General features: G+C 39.5%; 11 protein-coding genes. 5 read left to right on the forward strand and 6 right to left on the reverse strand.

The genetic code is table 11. The features are described 5' to 3' along the window. The first annotated feature begins 36 nt into the window (after positions 1-36). Positions 37-2,268: a Tex family protein gene (locus C4F40_RS15660; RefSeq protein WP_196940314.1), complete on the forward strand. Its 2,232-nt coding sequence runs from the start codon at positions 37-39 to the stop codon at positions 2,266-2,268. Positions 2,269-2,316: 48 nt separating this feature from the next. Next, positions 2,317-2,604: a hypothetical protein gene (locus C4F40_RS15665; protein ID WP_196940315.1), complete on the forward strand. Its 288-nt coding sequence runs from the start codon at positions 2,317-2,319 to the stop codon at positions 2,602-2,604. 28 nt (positions 2,605-2,632) lie between these two features. Here the strand turns inward: C4F40_RS15665 and C4F40_RS15670 are convergent, their stop codons facing one another. After that, the gene (locus C4F40_RS15670; RefSeq protein WP_449325344.1) at positions 2,633-7,051 is read right to left on the reverse strand and encodes a translocation/assembly module TamB domain-containing protein; all 4,419 of its coding nucleotides are present in this window, start codon (positions 7,049-7,051) and stop codon (positions 2,633-2,635) included. 32 nt (positions 7,052-7,083) lie between these two features. Between C4F40_RS15670 and tsaD the strand changes: the two genes are divergently transcribed. Beyond that, complete coding sequence (gene tsaD, locus C4F40_RS15675) at positions 7,084-8,085, forward strand: tRNA (adenosine(37)-N6)-threonylcarbamoyltransferase complex transferase subunit TsaD (protein WP_196940316.1); 1,002 nt, start codon at positions 7,084-7,086, stop codon at positions 8,083-8,085. A 119-nt stretch (positions 8,086-8,204) separates the two neighbouring features. Then, the gene (locus tag C4F40_RS15680) at positions 8,205-9,092 is read left to right on the forward strand and encodes an energy transducer TonB (RefSeq protein ID WP_196940317.1); all 888 of its coding nucleotides are present in this window, start codon (positions 8,205-8,207) and stop codon (positions 9,090-9,092) included. Positions 9,093-9,151: 59 nt separating this feature from the next. Here the strand turns inward: C4F40_RS15680 and C4F40_RS15685 are convergent, their stop codons facing one another. Both C4F40_RS15685 and C4F40_RS15690 read right to left on the reverse strand, forming a co-directional pair. Next, positions 9,152-10,516 carry a carboxypeptidase-like regulatory domain-containing protein gene (locus C4F40_RS15685; protein ID WP_196940318.1) on the reverse strand — a complete coding sequence of 455 codons (1,365 nt, stop codon included), beginning with the start codon at positions 10,514-10,516 and terminating at the stop codon, positions 9,152-9,154. Further along, on the reverse strand, positions 10,503-11,081 hold the full coding sequence (locus C4F40_RS15690; protein ID WP_196940319.1) for an RNA polymerase sigma factor: 579 nt from the start codon (positions 11,079-11,081) through the stop codon (positions 10,503-10,505). Before C4F40_RS15690 ends, C4F40_RS15685 begins: the two co-directional genes overlap by 14 nt. 80 nt (positions 11,082-11,161) lie before the next feature. Here C4F40_RS15690 and C4F40_RS15695 point away from each other — a divergent pair, with 80 nt between their 5' ends. Next, positions 11,162-13,111 (forward strand): vWA domain-containing protein, encoded by a 1,950-nt coding sequence (locus C4F40_RS15695; protein ID WP_196940320.1) that lies wholly within the window; start codon positions 11,162-11,164, stop codon positions 13,109-13,111. A gap of 71 nt (positions 13,112-13,182) precedes the next feature. Here the strand turns inward: C4F40_RS15695 and C4F40_RS15700 are convergent, their stop codons facing one another. The 3 genes from C4F40_RS15700 to aspS all read right to left on the reverse strand — a co-directional run bounded on the left by C4F40_RS15700 (position 13,183) and on the right by aspS (position 16,619). After that, positions 13,183-13,377 carry a hypothetical protein gene (locus tag C4F40_RS15700; RefSeq protein WP_196940321.1) on the reverse strand — a complete coding sequence of 65 codons (195 nt, stop codon included), beginning with the start codon at positions 13,375-13,377 and terminating at the stop codon, positions 13,183-13,185. A gap of 1 nt (position 13,378) precedes the next feature. After that, on the reverse strand, positions 13,379-14,770 hold the full coding sequence (locus C4F40_RS15705) for a LutB/LldF family L-lactate oxidation iron-sulfur protein (protein ID WP_196940322.1): 1,392 nt from the start codon (positions 14,768-14,770) through the stop codon (positions 13,379-13,381). 94 nt (positions 14,771-14,864) lie between these two features. After that, positions 14,865-16,619: an aspartate--tRNA ligase gene (aspS, locus tag C4F40_RS15710; RefSeq protein ID WP_196940323.1), complete on the reverse strand. Its 1,755-nt coding sequence runs from the start codon at positions 16,617-16,619 to the stop codon at positions 14,865-14,867. Between the last annotated feature and the right edge of the window lie 333 nt (positions 16,620-16,952).

A 16,952-nucleotide genomic window follows, 5' to 3' on the forward strand; every position in this document is an offset into this window, starting at 1 on the left:
CGGCTTTATTTTTCAATAGCGATCTACTAAAATTTTATGTTACACGAAATTATTATTTCGAAAGAATTGGCACTTACTACCAAACAAGTAAGCATTGCAATTGCATTATTAGATGAAGGAGCCACCATACCATTTATTTCTCGTTATCGTAAAGAATTAACAGGGAGTTTGGATGAGGTTCAGGTCACGTCGATTCGTGATCGTATTCAGCAATTAAGAGATTTGGATAAGCGTAAAGACGCGGTTTTGAAATCTATAACAGATCAAGGAAAATTTACGTCTGAACTTGAAGAACAGGTTAGATCTGCAGAAACGATGTCTGCTTTAGAAGATATCTATCTTCCGTACAAACCGAAGCGTAAAACTCGGGCCTCTACAGCACGTGAAAAAGGGTTGCAACCTCTAGCAGATTTTCTTTTAGAACAAACTTCACATGAAGTTGATGATCAAGCTAAGAACTTTATCAATGTAGAGAAAGGCGTTTCTTCATTAGAGGAGGCACTGGCAGGTGCAAGAGATATTATAGCTGAAACAGTAGCCGAAGATGCGGAGGTACGTGCACGTACGCGTAGAGAGTTTTTAGAAAAAGGTATATTTGTTTCGCGCGTGATACCAGGGAAAGAGGAAGCCGCACTGAAATATAAAGATTATTATGAGTGGTCAGAATCACTCAAAGAAGCGCCTTCGCATCGTGTACTGGCGATGCGACGAGGAGAGAAGGAAGAATTTTTATACTTAGACATTGAAGTGTCGGAAGATTGCATGCTTCCGTTAATTGATTCTTTATATATTAAGGAAAATAACGAAGCAGCGAAACAGGTTCGACTGGCAATAATAGACGGGTATAAGCGGTTATTAAAGCCCTCTATGGAGACTGAGATTCGTGTGCTGACCCGTCAAAAAGCAGACGAGGACGCGATAAAAGTTTTTGCGGACAATGTAAGACAACTGCTGTTGGCGGCTCCCCTGGGACAAAGAAGACTATTGGCAATTGATCCTGGGTTTCGTACGGGATGTAAAACTGTCGTATTGGATGCACAAGGCAATCTACTGGAAAATACGGCCATATTCCCGCATACCGGCGCTGGGGCAGCGGCAGAAGCCGAAAAGACTGTTAAATATTTGGTTTCCAAATACGATGTAGAAGCTATTGCTATAGGCAATGGAACAGCAGGACGCGAAACGGAAGATTTTGTCCGCAAATTGGAATTGAAAAATGTAATGCTTGTGATGGTCAATGAATCTGGCGCCTCGATATATTCGGCTTCGGAGACAGCGCGTGAGGAGTTTCCAGATCACGATATCACAGTACGTGGAGCTGTTTCCATCGGTCGTAGATTGATGGACCCATTGGCCGAATTGGTGAAAATAGACCCTAAATCTATCGGAGTAGGACAGTATCAACATGACGTTGATCAGCATAAATTACAATCTGCCTTGGATGATACGGTCATGTCTTGTGTGAATGCTGTTGGTGTGGAATTAAATACGGCATCGAAGCAAATATTGTCTTATATTTCCGGGCTAGGACCTTCTTTAGCGCAACAAATTGTTAATTATCGTAAGGAAAATGGTCCGTTTAGCTCGCGAAGGGAATTGAAGAAGGTACCTCGATTAGGTGACAAAGCTTTCGAGCAGGCAGCCGGGTTTTTACGCATACGGAATGCAAATCATCCGCTCGACGCGTCTGCGGTGCATCCAGAAAGATATGCGCTGGTAGAACAGATGGCAAAGGACTTGGGTGTTGAAGTAAGCGATTTAATGAAGGATGAGAAAGTGAGAAAGCGGATTAATTTGAAAGCATATATAACAGATGAAGTAGGATTACCTACTTTAAATGATATATTGATGGAGCTGACAAAACCAGGGTTAGATCCGAGGGAACAATTTGAAACATTTTCTTTTACGGATGGAGTGAACAGGATTAGCGACCTACGTACAGGTATGAAGCTACCTGGTATTGTTACTAATATTACCAACTTCGGCGCTTTTGTCGATATTGGCGTACATCAAGATGGTTTGGTACACCTAAGCCAATTGTCCAATCGTTTCGTGTCTGATCCGCATGAAATCGTCAAAGTACAACAACATGTTATGGTAACGGTTACCGAAGTGGATGAAAAACGTAATCGTATAGGACTTTCCATGAAAACCACAGAGGAGGTTGTGCCTCGGAAAAAGAATGAAAATCCTCGCGGAAATTCAGGTAAAATCCAAGAGGCAGATATGGGAGCTAAGCTAGCGGCACTTGCTAGCAAGTTCAAATAGCAAAAAAGGTCGATTCAAAAATTCGACCTTTTTTGCTATCTTTATTTTATGACTTTAGAAGAATTCAAAGAAACACTTACACATCCGCTTCCTCCTGAAAATAGTTCTGTGCAGATTAAAGCGCTTTGGCATGACGCCAAAGGTGACTGGAAAGTAGCTCATGATTTAATTGATCATTTGGAGGATTCGACATCAGCGCATGTGCATGCTTATTTACATCGTGTAGAAGGAGACTTGTGGAATGCGCGCTATTGGTATAAAAAAGCTGGCCAACCCGAGTTCAATGGAACACTTGTAGAAGAATGGGAACACTTGTTTGCTCTTTTAAATCAGTAGGCCGTCATAGAGCTGCTAAAAAAAGCAGTTACGGATTATTTTCCTTGTCCGAGTATGAAGGAATGGTTTTTTTTGGCTTGTCTTCTTTTTTGTCGCCCCAGTACCAAAGCTTACGCCAGAATTCTTGCATGGAATTAAATTCCTGTCTATAGACTAGACCTAACGCGCTGATATACTCAGCGTCATTTGCACGGATTAAAAAATTGCGGGTATAAGGTCGGTTGTATGCTCTAAGCAAAAGATTTCCGTCTTTACGTAAACGGTATGTGAGCTCGGCATCAGTAGCGACCCCTTCACTGAAAAAAGTAAGGTCTGTTGCTTGGTAATTACGACGATCCGTAATCCCTCCCGTCAAGACAAGTCGATCATTTAATAGACGTACTGATGCGGAAGCGTCATTTAGGGAACGAATATTTAGATCAAAAAAATTAACGTTTAATGATTGAGAAATAATGTTATTGAGTTGATTAAAAGCAATTTCGGTTCCTGCTGACAATAAAGTGTTATTTACCTCACGGCCAACATCATTGGTAGAACTCGGCGTAAAACTCCGACGTACAATCAAACTCAGCGCCTGCTGATTAACATTATTTACATCGCTCAGGTAACTTTGCAATTGATCCTTAATGTAGGGGTTTTGCGGAAAATTCAAGTCAAAAGTAATATCAGGTTGTTGTAACGTCCCTTTGATAATCATGTCGGCTTGTGCAAGTACGCGTTCATCTTCCCCAGAACGTCCTGCAGCATTGTATAGCGGACCAACAGCAGTTCGCTGTTGATATATCGCATTTAGATTAATGACGGCCTCCCTCGGATTACCTGTCCAGCGAACGGTTCCACCTTCTTTAATATCAAAGTATTTATTGATAAAATCTTGAGCTGTAAAATGAAATTTTCCCGAATTAACGACATAGTCACCAAACATTTCAAAATCTCCTAAACTAGAAATCCGTAAGGTAACTTCGCCCGTGCCGCTTCCTTTGAGTGAGCCTAGATCTGTTTGTAGGTTGAGTTCTGCTTCGGGAGTAAGCTCTAGATCCATATTCATCGTCAGACCCGTAAATAAGTTTTTGGCTCCTTTCTTATTATTTTCAGTTGTATCAGGGCCAATGAAATAAATGAAGTCACTTTCTGCGATAGTCATCGCGCTGTTAAAAGGTATAGTAAGCACCGTGTTCGCTTCAGACTTAGCGTCGATGTCGATGTCGATCGCTGAAGTGAAGCCTTTAAATCGAAATTTTCCTGTGGCGTACGCGGTACCATAATACAGGTTATTGTCCTTGTAGTTGGTGTTCAAGATCATGAAATTATTTCCCGCCACATCGACGTCAATGTAAGGATTGACCAGTGTCGCTAAGTCTATAATTCCATTAGCCGTTGCAGTATTTCCTTTAGCATCAAAGAGTTTTAGATTTTGAAGCATGACTGCATTGTTTTGTACCATTGCAGGTTGATTTTCTACCCGATAATGTGTCTTTAGATAGTTCACCGTAAATTCTGCGTTGCTGAAACGCCCAATACCGCTTATTTTAGGATTCTGGAAGGTACCTATGATGCTTACATCGGCGTTTGCTTTACCTTTCAGATCTGAGACAAGATTCTTTAAAAAAGGTTGGAAAATAATCAAATCTGTTTCATTTAAATTTCCTTTAAGGCTCAACGGTTCGTCTTCATTCGTTAGGTCATAATTTCCTTGTACGCTTATGCCTCGGTTTTGAGCATCTACTAATTTTAGATCTACGTTTGCTAAGCCATTTTCAGGATTAAAGTCAGCAATCAAATTCAGCTGTCCAATAGGGATGTCATTATAAATAATAGGGGTTGTCTGTATATTCCCAGCAACAAACGGTTGTTTGAAAATAGAATTTATTTCCATTTCCCCATTCATAAAGCCCCGTAATTGGATTCCTATCGGGTTAGTTAAACCATTCAAAGATGTTAAACTGAAGTTATCGAAGAGAACGTTCAGTTTGTCATTTTCATCGGAGATAATGCCATCCAGCTTTACACGTTGTCTTGCTTGGCTTAATAATAAATTGTTAATGTAGATTTTTCCTTTTGAAACGCGAAGTTGCGTATCATCATTTAAAAACCAATTTTCTCTATTAATCAGGATAGTAGACGGATTAAATTGGATAAAAGCCGGCTTGTTGTGCGCGAAATGTATATTGCCATTTAGGTTGAGATAGTTGGTCGCCTGTTTTTCCGACATCTCAATATTAAAATGTAAGCTGTCATTGGCTAATACATTTTTGATAGAAATGTGATTGATGTAGGCACTATCTGAAAAATTCAGTTTGTCAGCGGTAACATTTAATGAAAAAGCACCTTCATCCGCATTTTCGGCAATCGCCAAATTAGTTACTTTTATTCCCTTATAGGTCAAGGAAGGACTAAATCCGGTAAACTTAGCCGTGTAATTGGTTGTAGAGAATGATGCTTTCAAATGGGCTCCATCATCTAATGTGAGTGACGGGTCTAATAAAGCGGCCACGGGTTCAAAGGATTTAATATTCAATTCTAAATCGAAATTTTGTGGATTGAAGGGTTTAACTTCGATACCTATAGCTGGAGCATATCGCATGGCTAATGATCTGAAATAGGCTCCAATTGTATTGAGATCAATGTTGCCTTGCATTTTAGCGTCTACAACGTCCGAATTTAACGTCAGCAACCGATCCTGTTGATCGCCTTCTGCACTGAAATGTAATTCAGTGATGTTGAAATAACCTCGGGTCGTCGTCATTTGGATACTATCCGCATTTAGACCACCAATAAGATTATTTAACGCATTTCCTGATAAATTTGTTTTCAGATTAGCATGATGTATAATGATGCTATCTTTAGTGACCCAATTTAATTTGTTTAATGCAGCGAAGTTAATTTTTCCATCTAATTGGTAAGTAGGATTTTGGGAATTTAGATCAATGTCACTCGCATAAACTAACTGCAGGTTTTCATCGTCTATATTCCCTTCTACGTGCAAAATTTTATCCTTGATACTACCGCGGAGGGCTATTAAATCATAATTGTAGTTTTTAATAGTGGTGTTCTGGATATTTCCGTCAATCGCTAATACCAAATCATTTAGTAGCAATCCTGATCCCTCGTAACTGAGATCTAGTCCGGTGTTCTCGATGACCTCCGTATTAATCAATTTTCCTATTTGAAAGTTTTTGGATTGGACATGACCACTATAACTGAGCCTATTTTTTATCCTAATCTTACTCGTGGTTCTCAGCTCCCCTAAAGCAGTTTGAAACATTCCATTAACCAAAAAATCATTATAACGTCCATGAAATTTGCCTTGAAAAACTACGGTATTAAAACGGTGTACTTGTTCAGGCAGTTTGAATGTCTTGCTGTTTGCTAGAAGAGGAACCAGATACTCAATATCGTTGGGATGTGTATGTAATTTATCTAAATCAAAATCAAATAGTGTGTGCTCGATATAGGGTAGCCCGTTGATCGTAAAGTTACCAATCAGCTCTGTGTGTTTCGATGTCTTTAATTGTACTTCTTCTGCTCGAATATGTGCGACGGTTCCCGATAGGGTAGCCTTTGTGATATCCGTTTGAAAGATTACATTCTTCATGGACGGTGCAAAAAATTCGATGTCGCGGGAATCTACATTGGAGTTCGTTAATCGGCTAGTCACATGAACTTTATTGATGAAGTCTTGAAAATCGTTTATGCTTTCGTATTCAAAAAGTAAATAGTCCCGTAGTTCGGAATTGTTGGTTACCAGATGAAATTCCTTAAATTCCATTTTTTTGTCCGAATAACTGGCATCAGTGCTTAACTTTTGGAGGTGTAATCCAGATTTTTCTTTAAACGTTAGATTGGAAATAGTTGAAGCTATACGTAAAGAGTCGAATTTGATATTATTGAATACGCCTGAAAGGTGCGTAATATCCAAATCCGAAAAATCTACGCCTCGATTGTGGTGCTTAACACGATGATTAACCAATCTGATATGATTATTTTCGAGCACGACTTTGTCGAGCGACAATTTGAATTTCTCTTTTGAAGAAGTTCTTAATTGTTTATCTTTTGGAGAAAAGTAGGCGATGACTTTACTGAAGTTAGTACTGTCTTCATAAATCTGAAAATCGACGTGGGCATTTTTTAGTTTTATCGCTTCAATTCTAATCTTCTTGTTAAAGAATTCGTGCAGAGCCAAGTGCGCATTTAAGCTTTCGACATAAATAATTCGATTGCCTTTATTGTCGAGTAACTCGAATTCCTGTAATTGTATCGCGCTGAAAGGTTTGAAATAAACACGTTGTAAACGAATTTCGCTATCCAGTTGCTCCGATAAATAAGCCGCTACTTTTTTAGAAGCGTAGGTTTGTACAGCAGAAAACTGAAGTGAAAATAACGCCAAAATTACCAGTAGAAATATACTAGTAAGCGTAATCAGCGTTATTTTAAGTATTTTTTTGATATTTTTGTAATCTAAAAATCTTTTGTCCTCAAATGGCTATCATCCTTGGAATAGAATCTTCATGTGACGAAACTTCAGCTTCTATATGTATAGACGGTGAAATTAAGTCAAATATTATTGCTGGTCAAGCAATTCACTCAAAATATGGTGGCGTCGTGCCAGAGTTAGCTTCTCGTGCGCATCAACAAAATATTATTCCCACGGTCGACCAAGCCATTCAGCAGGCCAAAATTACAAAAAAAGATGTAGATGCAGTAGCATTTACTAGAGGTCCGGGTTTGTTGGGCTCACTTTTAGTGGGTACTTCTTTTGCGAAATCATTTGCGTTGGCCCGTCAGATTCCCCTGATTGAAGTCAATCACATGCAGGCCCATATTTTGGCACATTTTATTGATGATCCGAAACCAAATTTTCCTTTTTTATGCCTTACTGTTTCCGGTGGGCATACACAAATCGTGTTGGTCAAAGACTATTTTGATATGGAACTATTAGGACAAACCTTGGACGACGCTGCTGGAGAAGCTTTTGATAAAACAGCTAAGATCTTGACATTGCCGTACCCTGGAGGGCCATTGATTGATAAGTACGCTCAATTGGGAGATCCTAATGCCTTTTCTTTGCCAGAACCACAAATTACTGGTCTGAATTTTAGCTTTTCGGGACTAAAAACAGCGATATTATATCTGGTACAAGCTAAAATGAAAGAGAATCCCCAATTTTTAACGCAACATCTAAATGATGTATGTGCTTCGGTGCAAAGTCGTATTGTTTCTGTTCTTTTGAATAAATTGAAGAAGGCAGCGAAACAAACAGGTGTAAAAGACATTGCTATTGCCGGTGGCGTATCTGCCAATTCAGGATTGCGAAGTGCGCTGATTGAAATGGGCGAACAGTATAAATGGCGTGTCTTTATTCCGAAGTTTGAATATTGTACGGATAATGCTGCTATGATTGCTATTGCCGGCTATCAGAAATACCTTAAACAGGATTTCGTGGGACAGGATATTACGCCTCTCGCTCGTATGCATGTATAGATCATTCATCTCGTAGATAAAGGCAACCTTATCTAAGTTTCGATAAATTTTTTTGTGGAAAGTTATACGCTATTTCATCATAATAGAAAATAGAGTAATAACCTTAAAAACTTTCCCTTATGTTGTTTTCCAAATCAGATATTTATGCAAAAGAGTGGATGGATGTCATCTTTGCAGGACGTAATAAAGAATATGGAGCGTATGAGCTTCGTATTTTAGCTCCTAAAGCAACGAATTTGGCTCTCGGAGTTGTTGTTTTAGTTGTCGTTGGATTAAGTGGTATCGCTTATTCGTTTTCCAACAAGAGTAAAATGCCCAATAACCCGCCCCAAGAGGATATGGTAACTGTGACAATTGATAATACAGAATTACCGATAGAAATGGAACCACCTGTGGTGCCCGATCCTGTAGAGCAGGATGCTCCGAAGCAGGTTGCTCAGGATGTATCGTCTCAGGATCTAATCAAATTCACAGAGATCAATGCCACGGATGCTTCTCGGGTAACGGAAGATATGACGAGCACAGAGGATGTCATGGACAGGAAAAAATTACCTGCTAATATTACAATAGATGGTGTAAAAGGAGGGGAGCTGGTGCCGCGGGGTACATTTGGTAGTACAAAACGTGATGGCGCAGAAAGCGGTAGAGCCGTGGGTAGTCTAATTGGCGGCGATGACGGAGAAGGTAAACCTTTTATTTCAGTGGAGGTGATGCCTGAACCTCCCGGTGGGATGAAGGCATTTGTAAATTGGGTTGCTCAAAATTATGATTTCCCGCAATCTGCGGTAGACAACGGGGCAAAGGGTGTTATTCAGGTGTCGTTCGTCGTGGAAAAAGATGGGAGTTTATCTTCGTTTGAAGTCAAAAGGGATATGGGTTTCGGTACGGGGGACGCAGCCGTAAGGTTGTTGAAAAAAGCTAAAAAATGGAGTCCCGGCGTTCAGAATGGTCTACCCGTACGTGTAGCATACACGTTGCCTATACGTCTCAGCACAATCGATAACTAGCCGATTATTGCGAGTGAATTTATATCTAGGCCCTCAAAATTGACTTTTGAGGGTTTGTTCTATTTAAACTCCACGGTTAAATACACAGGTTTGCCATTGGTTCCTACTATCCAACTAGGTCCTTGTTTGACAATCTCGATTGCTTTTCTATCCAAATCTAAATTAGCTGATTTGCTAACGAGGATGTTCTCCGGTCTTCCATCGGCATTAATGGAAAACGTCAACGCGACAATACCTTTTCCTAAATTGACTTTTTTTGTTTCCGTACTTATATAAGTTTTAAATTCTTTCCAACCCGATGCCGGTTCACTTTTCAGAGGAGTTTTTCGCGCTGCAGTTATAACTACTTCTTCTACCTTGGCGTCGTCACGATTCAAAAAAATAGTTTGAGAAGAATTATCTGTAAGCACTTTTTCTTTTTCGTATCCCATAGCATTAATTTCTAAGGGTGCGTTTTTTCTACTCGCCAGATACACGAAATTGCCGGCGGAGTCTGTGCTGATAATGTTGTTATTCTCTATGTCTTTTATTTGAACATTTCCAATTGGGTTTCCCGATTGCTTGTCAAGTACCTGTCCTAAAATATAGTTGGATTGTGCGTCCAAATTCAGCCTCGATAGTGCTGCTCTATTGCTCGAAGAGCTCTTTCCAACATCCGCTACACGTATCCCATCAGCGCGCCCTTGTATTGGTTGGGGAACATTTGTCGCGATAACGTGTTCTTTGTTACTATCCAATAAGCCCTCACCAATTATGATTTCTTCTTTACTAGGACTGTTTTGTATCACGATAAGATTACCGGCTTTTGAAGATTTTAATGCTGCAACGCTATAAACAGGACTATCTCGAAGGGCTGTTTGACGTGGAAAAGGAACATTGGGAATGCCTTCTTTTTTAGTCGGTGTATAAGCTCTTGAGGCGACTTTATTCGGTTGTTGTTCCCTATGATCTAAATTTGTGTTTTTCGAGTCCGCTGAATGCGCGATAGCATTTTGATTGAGAACCTGTTGTTGTTCTGTTTTTTCAGCAGCAGCAGTATCTGCAGATTTGCTTATCGATGCAGTCGGCAGATTTAGCTCTTCGGGTGACTGTGCTATTCGTGTTTCTTTTGTTGAGAAACCATTATTCCAGATCAAATATCCTCCGAGGCCCAAAACTAATAATAATGAGGCTGCAAGAGATAGAGATTTCCACAGGAATAGACGTTTGTTATTCGATACATGGCTCCGTGCATGGATACGCTGTCTTAAATCGCTTAAATCTGAGGAGTAATTATGGAGTTGTTCCTGTTCCATTCCCAACAGTATATCCATTAGCATCTCATCCTCCTGGACAGCACGTTCAAGCTCAAACATCTCTCGCGGACTTAGCTCTCCATTTACATATTTTCTTATGTAATTGATATCTGGATTAATCTTGCTCATGATTCCTTTCCATACAATTTTTTAAATTCCGCTTACCATTTTGGATATAACTTTTTACATCATTCATGCTATAGCCTGTTATATCTACCACTTCCTTGTAGGATTTTTCGTTGATGAAAAATAGATCTACACTAATCCGTTGTTTCTCTGGTAACTTATCTATACAACGCTCTAATTGAGACAATCGTTCTTCCTTCTCCGTGTAATTTTCTTCCTGATGCAGAAAAGCAGCAAATTCCACAAAATTATCTACCGGAATTTCATAATTATTTTTTGTGCTTCGCAATGTCATCAGACAATGATTTTTGCTAACAACGTATAGCCATTTGGCAAATTCTTTGATTTCCTGTTTGTTTACTTTGGTTATAAGTTCTTCAAAAATCTGCATTACGGCATCTTTACTTTGTTCGCTGTCTTTAAAATAGCGCAGGCATACATAATATACCATCTCGGTATGTCGTTGGTATAATTCTCCTAAAAATTTTAAGTCACCGGTGGTGCGATAATTCTCTAAAAGAGAACTGTCGTCAGTAGCTGAGATTTGTGATGAATTGAACAACTTCATAATCAGGGCTCAAAATAATTTTTTTTTCTCATTTATGGAAATTTATGTTTCGCTGCATCCCTTGTCAAAATTTATAAATCATGAAAGCTTTAATATCATCTATTCTTTTGATTTTTACCATAGTGGCCGGAAATCATGTTCACGCAAAGACTATAACAGGTAAAATTGTTGATGACACGAAGGTGCCGATTGCCGGCGTGGAGGTGCGTAATACGACTAAAAAGATAAATACCTTATCGGATCAAAGTGGTATTTATAACATTGAAGCGGGGGAGGGTGATGAATTGACGTTTAATTGCGTTGGTTATGTTTCACAATCTATTAAAGTAGGTAAGTCACATACGATTGATGTTATCCTATTCGCTCAAATTAATCAGCTAGATGAAGTTGTTGTTGTCGGATATGGAGCTGCGAAAAGAGAAGTGCTGACGGGATCTGCAATTATTATTCGTGGGCAGGATGCAAAAGATATTCCGGTAACTAATTACAATAATTTATTACAGGGCAAAGTGGCTGGGGTGAATGTTTCCGCTAATCGATCGGGACAGCAGAATATCCTTATCCGTGGTGTATCACCAATAAGAGAGGCGCAGCAAAGTGAAAGTTATAAAGGAATAGAGGAAAATAAATTTATTAATCCTTTGAATCAACCGCTTTCAACCTTTGCTGCCGATGTGGATGCCGCTTCTTATGGAAATGTACGTCGGTTTATCAAGTCGGGACAGTTGCCTCCGGTAGATGCAGTCCGCATAGAAGAGATGATCAATTACTTTCAATATAGTTTAGACGCACCGGAAAATGGAGATCCTGTTAATATAAAAACAGAGCTAGCGCAGGCTCCTTGGAACACTAAGCATCAATTGTTGCGTATCTCACTGAAAGCGAAAAATGTACCTACTGAAAAGTTACCGACTTCGAATTTTGTTTTTCTAGTAGATGTTTCGGGATCCATGATGAATGCGAACAAATTGCCGTTGGTGAAATCTTCCCTTAAGTTACTAGTTGACCAGTTGCGGGAGGTTGATAAAGTGGCAATTGTGACATATGCGGGCAACGCCAATGTTGCATTAGAAAGTACTTCTGGGAGTCAAAAAATGAAGATAAAGGATGTTGTTGAAGGTCTTCAAGCAGGAGGAAGCACTGCAGGGGGAGATGGACTAAAAATGGCATATAAAATTGCGCGTCAAAATTTCATAAAAAATGGAAATAATAGAATAGTGATGGCTACAGATGGTGATTTCAATGTGGGCGCTTCTTCTGACGATGATATGGAAAAGCTAATCGGTAGAGAGCGCGAGAGTGGTGTGCATATTTCAATTTTGGGTTATGGAATGGGTAACTATAAAGATAGTAAATTAGAACTGTTGGCAAACAAAGGTCACGGAAATTATGCGTACATCGATAATATCACGGAAGCACGAAAAGCGATTATTACAGAATTCGGTGGAACATTATTTACAGTAGCAAAGGATGTCAAGATTCAAGTTGAGTTCAACCCCAATACTGTACAAGCGTATCGCTTAGTTGGGTACGAAAATCGTTTAATGGCCGCTGAAGATTTTAATAATGACAATAAATTAGGTGGAGACATGGGTGTTGGTCACGCGGTGACGGCTATTTACGAAATGGTACCTGTTGGAGTAAAGAGTGAAATCATTGGCTTAGTAGATGATTTGAAATATCAGAAAACGGAGCGGAAAGCTGTGACAAATAATTCTTCCGAATTGGCTACCGTGAAATTCCGTTACAAGGAACCTGATGGAGGGAAAAGTAGATTGAAACAGCAGGTTGTCTACTCAAATACAGGATATATGGCGATGAGCGAAGATTTTCAATTTGCAGCCTCTGTTGCTGAGCTTGGTATGCTTTTACGAAATTCGGATTATAAGCAAAATGCTGATTTTGATAGCTTAATTAATCGTGCGAAATTAGCCAAAGGAAAAGATGACGAAGGATATAGAGCGGAATTTATTCGGATGGCGGAGGATGCCAAAGCTTTGACAAAATCCATAGCTATAGTCAATAACTAAAGATTGGGGAGTCGATAATTTTTGTCGGCTCCTCAATTGTTGTTGTGTAAAATAAACTTATAAGTTCGTTGCTACCGTTCAGCCTTTTTTTTAAGTTTTCTTTTTACCAGAAAGAAGTAAATGAGCGCACCGACAGAAGCGCTAATTGCCGAAGAAGTAATGCTCAGCGGATCATTCACTAGCCGCGATAAACCGAATAATAATGGTGCTGCTATAATAAAGAAAAATACTGCACTGCTTAATGCCAACTGCGATTGCTTATCCATATTATTTGTCTAATTCTTTTTGTTGCTCTTTCCATTGTTTCGAAAATGATTTGTTGGGGAATTTTGGTAATTCTCTATTCTTTCCCCATGATTTTTTGAAAAAGTTGCGGACAAAGAAATTTTTAAATTTTCCTCCGAATAAATCAATCAGCTTTCTTCTTTGAATGGCATAGGTAAACCCCTTCCACATCCTTTTTTCCATTGGTGTCGCTAGGTTTTCCTGGACAGCATCTCGTCTGTTTAGCAGTAACATTTTTTGGATATCGATGCCTACAGGGCACACTTCAGTACATTTGCCACACAGGCTCGACGCGTAGGATAGATGTTTGAATTCTTTCATCCCGCTAAGGTGTGGAGAGATTAGAGAACCAATTGGTCCTTGATAAGTCGTTTCGTAGGTATGGCCGCCAATATTTTGGTAAATGGGACATACGTTCAGGCAAGAGCCACAACGTATACAGTACAGGCCTTGACGCTGCTCTTTTTGCTCCAAAAGATTTGTCCGGCCATTATCAAGTAATATAACATACATCTCACGAGGACCATCAGTATCTGTTTCCTGTCTTGGCCCATTTAAAATCGTGTTGTATACGGTCAGATTTTGGCCTGTCCCGTGTGAAGCTAAAAGAGGCCAGAACATATCCAGATCCATCATACTAGGAATAATTTTCTCGATTCCGACTACCGCAATATGCACATCGGGGAAGGTCGTCGTCAGACGGGCATTTCCCTCATTTTCCGTAATTGCAATACTGCCTGTATCTGCGACCAGAAAGTTGGCTCCTGAAATACCAATGTCTGCAGAAGTGTATTTTTGACGAAGTAATTCGCGTGCTTTTAAGGTAAGCTGTTCTGCAGTGGCATCGAGGGCAGTTCCGAATTTCTCATGAAATAATTTAGCGATGTCTTCCAGGCTTAGGTGCATAGCTGGTGTAACGAAATGATAGGGTTTGTGATCCAAAAGTTGAATGATATATTCACCAAGGTCACTTTCAATCGTTTCAATTCCTTTTTCCGATAAGAAATGATTCAACTCAATTTCTTCGGTTGCCATAGATTTGGATTTTATCACGGAGTTCGCATTATGTGTCTCCATGATTTTTCCTATTTCTTGACGTGCCTCTTCAGCATTATTTGCCCAGATTACTTTGCCTCCTCGTTTGGTGAAATTAGTTTCAAATTCTACCAAGTAGCGGTCAAGGTTTTCCATTACTTTCCATTTTACGAGATTGGCTTTCTTCTTCGAATTGGCTAAATCGTGAAATTTACCCTTTCCTCTTTCGAAAGCCATATTGTACTTGTCAATATTTGTCGTAATAATATCACGATGGCGTTGGTCAAATGATTTGGTAGCGCTATCTGCTAAAAATTTATCTGCAATAGTTTGCGGCATGAAACTCCTTTACTAATCTGATTCAAAAATAAAAGTTGGTTACAGGATAACCAACTTTTAAATATAACGTAAAATATTTAAATCTCTTATATACTTATTTGGTTTTGATAGCAAGTGCGAGGCTCAATTCGTTCAGTTGTTCTGGCGCAACAGTGGAAGGAGCATCAATCATGATGTCGCGTCCTGAATTGTTCTTGGGGAAAGCAATGACATCTCGAATACTGTCAAGTCCAGCAAAAATGGAAACTAAACGGTCGAAACCGAACGCCAGACCGCCATGTGGAGGGGCGCCGTAAGTAAAGGCTTCCATTAAAAAACCGAACTGCTTCTGTGCTTCTTCCGGAGTGAATCCTAGGTGTTTGAACATTAACGATTGCAATTCCTTGTCGTGGATACGGATAGAACCACCACCTATCTCCACACCATTGATGACTAAATCATATGCATTAGCTCTTACTTCTCCAGGATTAGTGTCTAATAGCGCAATATCCTCCGGTTTTGGAGACGTGAAAGGGTGGTGCATCGCATGGTAACGTGCTGTATCTTCGTCCCACTCTAATAATGGAAAATCCATTACCCATAAAGGGGAGAATTTATTTTTATCACGTAATCCCAGTTGATTGCCCATTTCCAGGCGCAATTCGTTTAATTGCTTCCGGACTTTATCAGTAGGCCCGGCCATGATTAAGAATAAATCACCCGGTTCTCCTTTAAAGGCCTGATTCCACTTGTTCAATTCTTCGGCATTATAAAATTTGTCTACTGAAGATTTTATGGAGCCGTCTTCATTGTGACGTGCATATATTAAGCCTGTGGCACCGATTTGTGGACGTTTTACGAAATCAGTCAATGCGTCTAATTGTTTACGCGTATAGTGTGCGGCTCCTGACGCATTAATTCCTACTATTAATTCGGCTTGATCAAAAACCGGAAAACCTTTGTCTTTTACGATGTCATTCAGTTTTACGAATTCCATCCCAAATCGTGTGTCCGGTTTATCCGACCCATACAATTGCATAGCATCTGCATAGGTTATGCGTGGAACCTGACCTAGGTCTATGTTTTTTACTTTAAGAAATAAATGCTTTGTCAACCCTTCAAACATATTTAAGATGTCTTCTTGCTCCACAAAAGACATTTCGCAGTCAATTTGTGTAAATTCAGGTTGACGATCGGCACGTAAATCCTCATCGCGGAAACATTTTACAATTTGAAAATAGCGGTCAAATCCTGACACCATTAATAATTGCTTGAATGTCTGAGGTGACTGGGGTAGTGCATAAAATTCGCCTGGATTCATTCGGGAAGGCACGACGAAATCACGAGCACCTTCGGGTGTAGATTTAATGAGAACAGGAGTTTCTACTTCGAGAAAATTTTGTTCGTCTAGATAGCGACGGATTTCCTGGGCCATTTTGTGACGTAAAATTAGATTTTCACGAACGGGGTTACGTCTTAAATCTAAATAGCGGTATTTCATCCGTATATCGTCACCGCCATCCGTGCCGTCTTCGATTGTAAAAGGAGGTAATTTGGCCTCATTTAATATGTCTAAAGAAGAAACTTTTATTTCGATTTCTCCAGTTGGAATTTTTGAATTTTTACTTGAACGCTCAATTACAGTCCCCGTTACTTTTATAACGAACTCGCGGCCTAACTCTCTTGCTTTTGCCCGCAAGCTATCGTTATCGTCACTATTGAAAGTCAATTGAGTGATTCCGTATCGATCTCGGACGTCGATAAAGGTCATTCCTCCTAAATCACGAGATTTTTGAACCCAGCCACTTAGTGTTATGGTGTTTCCTAAATCGGCAATTCTCAATTCGCCACAAGTATGTGTTCTGTGCATTACAAAGTAAAAATTAAAAGTAAAAAATGAAAAAATTAATTTGTTGCTCTGTCGGTCTGCCGACTTGAAGAAATTAAATTAAGATTTCATGCAAAATTATCGGATTTTAAGGAGAATAACGAATGATATATGGGAATATCTGAAAGAAATTATGATCCACCACTTTCGCCCACCAGTGTTGTCCTTTCGCTGATATGTCTCGGAGTCTATCTTTTTTTTTGGCAAATTAGGTGTAAAAAAGTACCGTATAAATTCATTTTTATCACGAAAATGATTTTGTTGCCTATCAATAATAAAGTTATTTATCGTGTAATTAAAGAGGGTTTTTGGAAA

Origin of the sequence: Sphingobacterium pedocola, from assembly GCF_015209965.1 — a bacterium.
Taxonomy (GTDB): domain Bacteria; phylum Bacteroidota; class Bacteroidia; order Sphingobacteriales; family Sphingobacteriaceae; genus Sphingobacterium; species Sphingobacterium pedocola.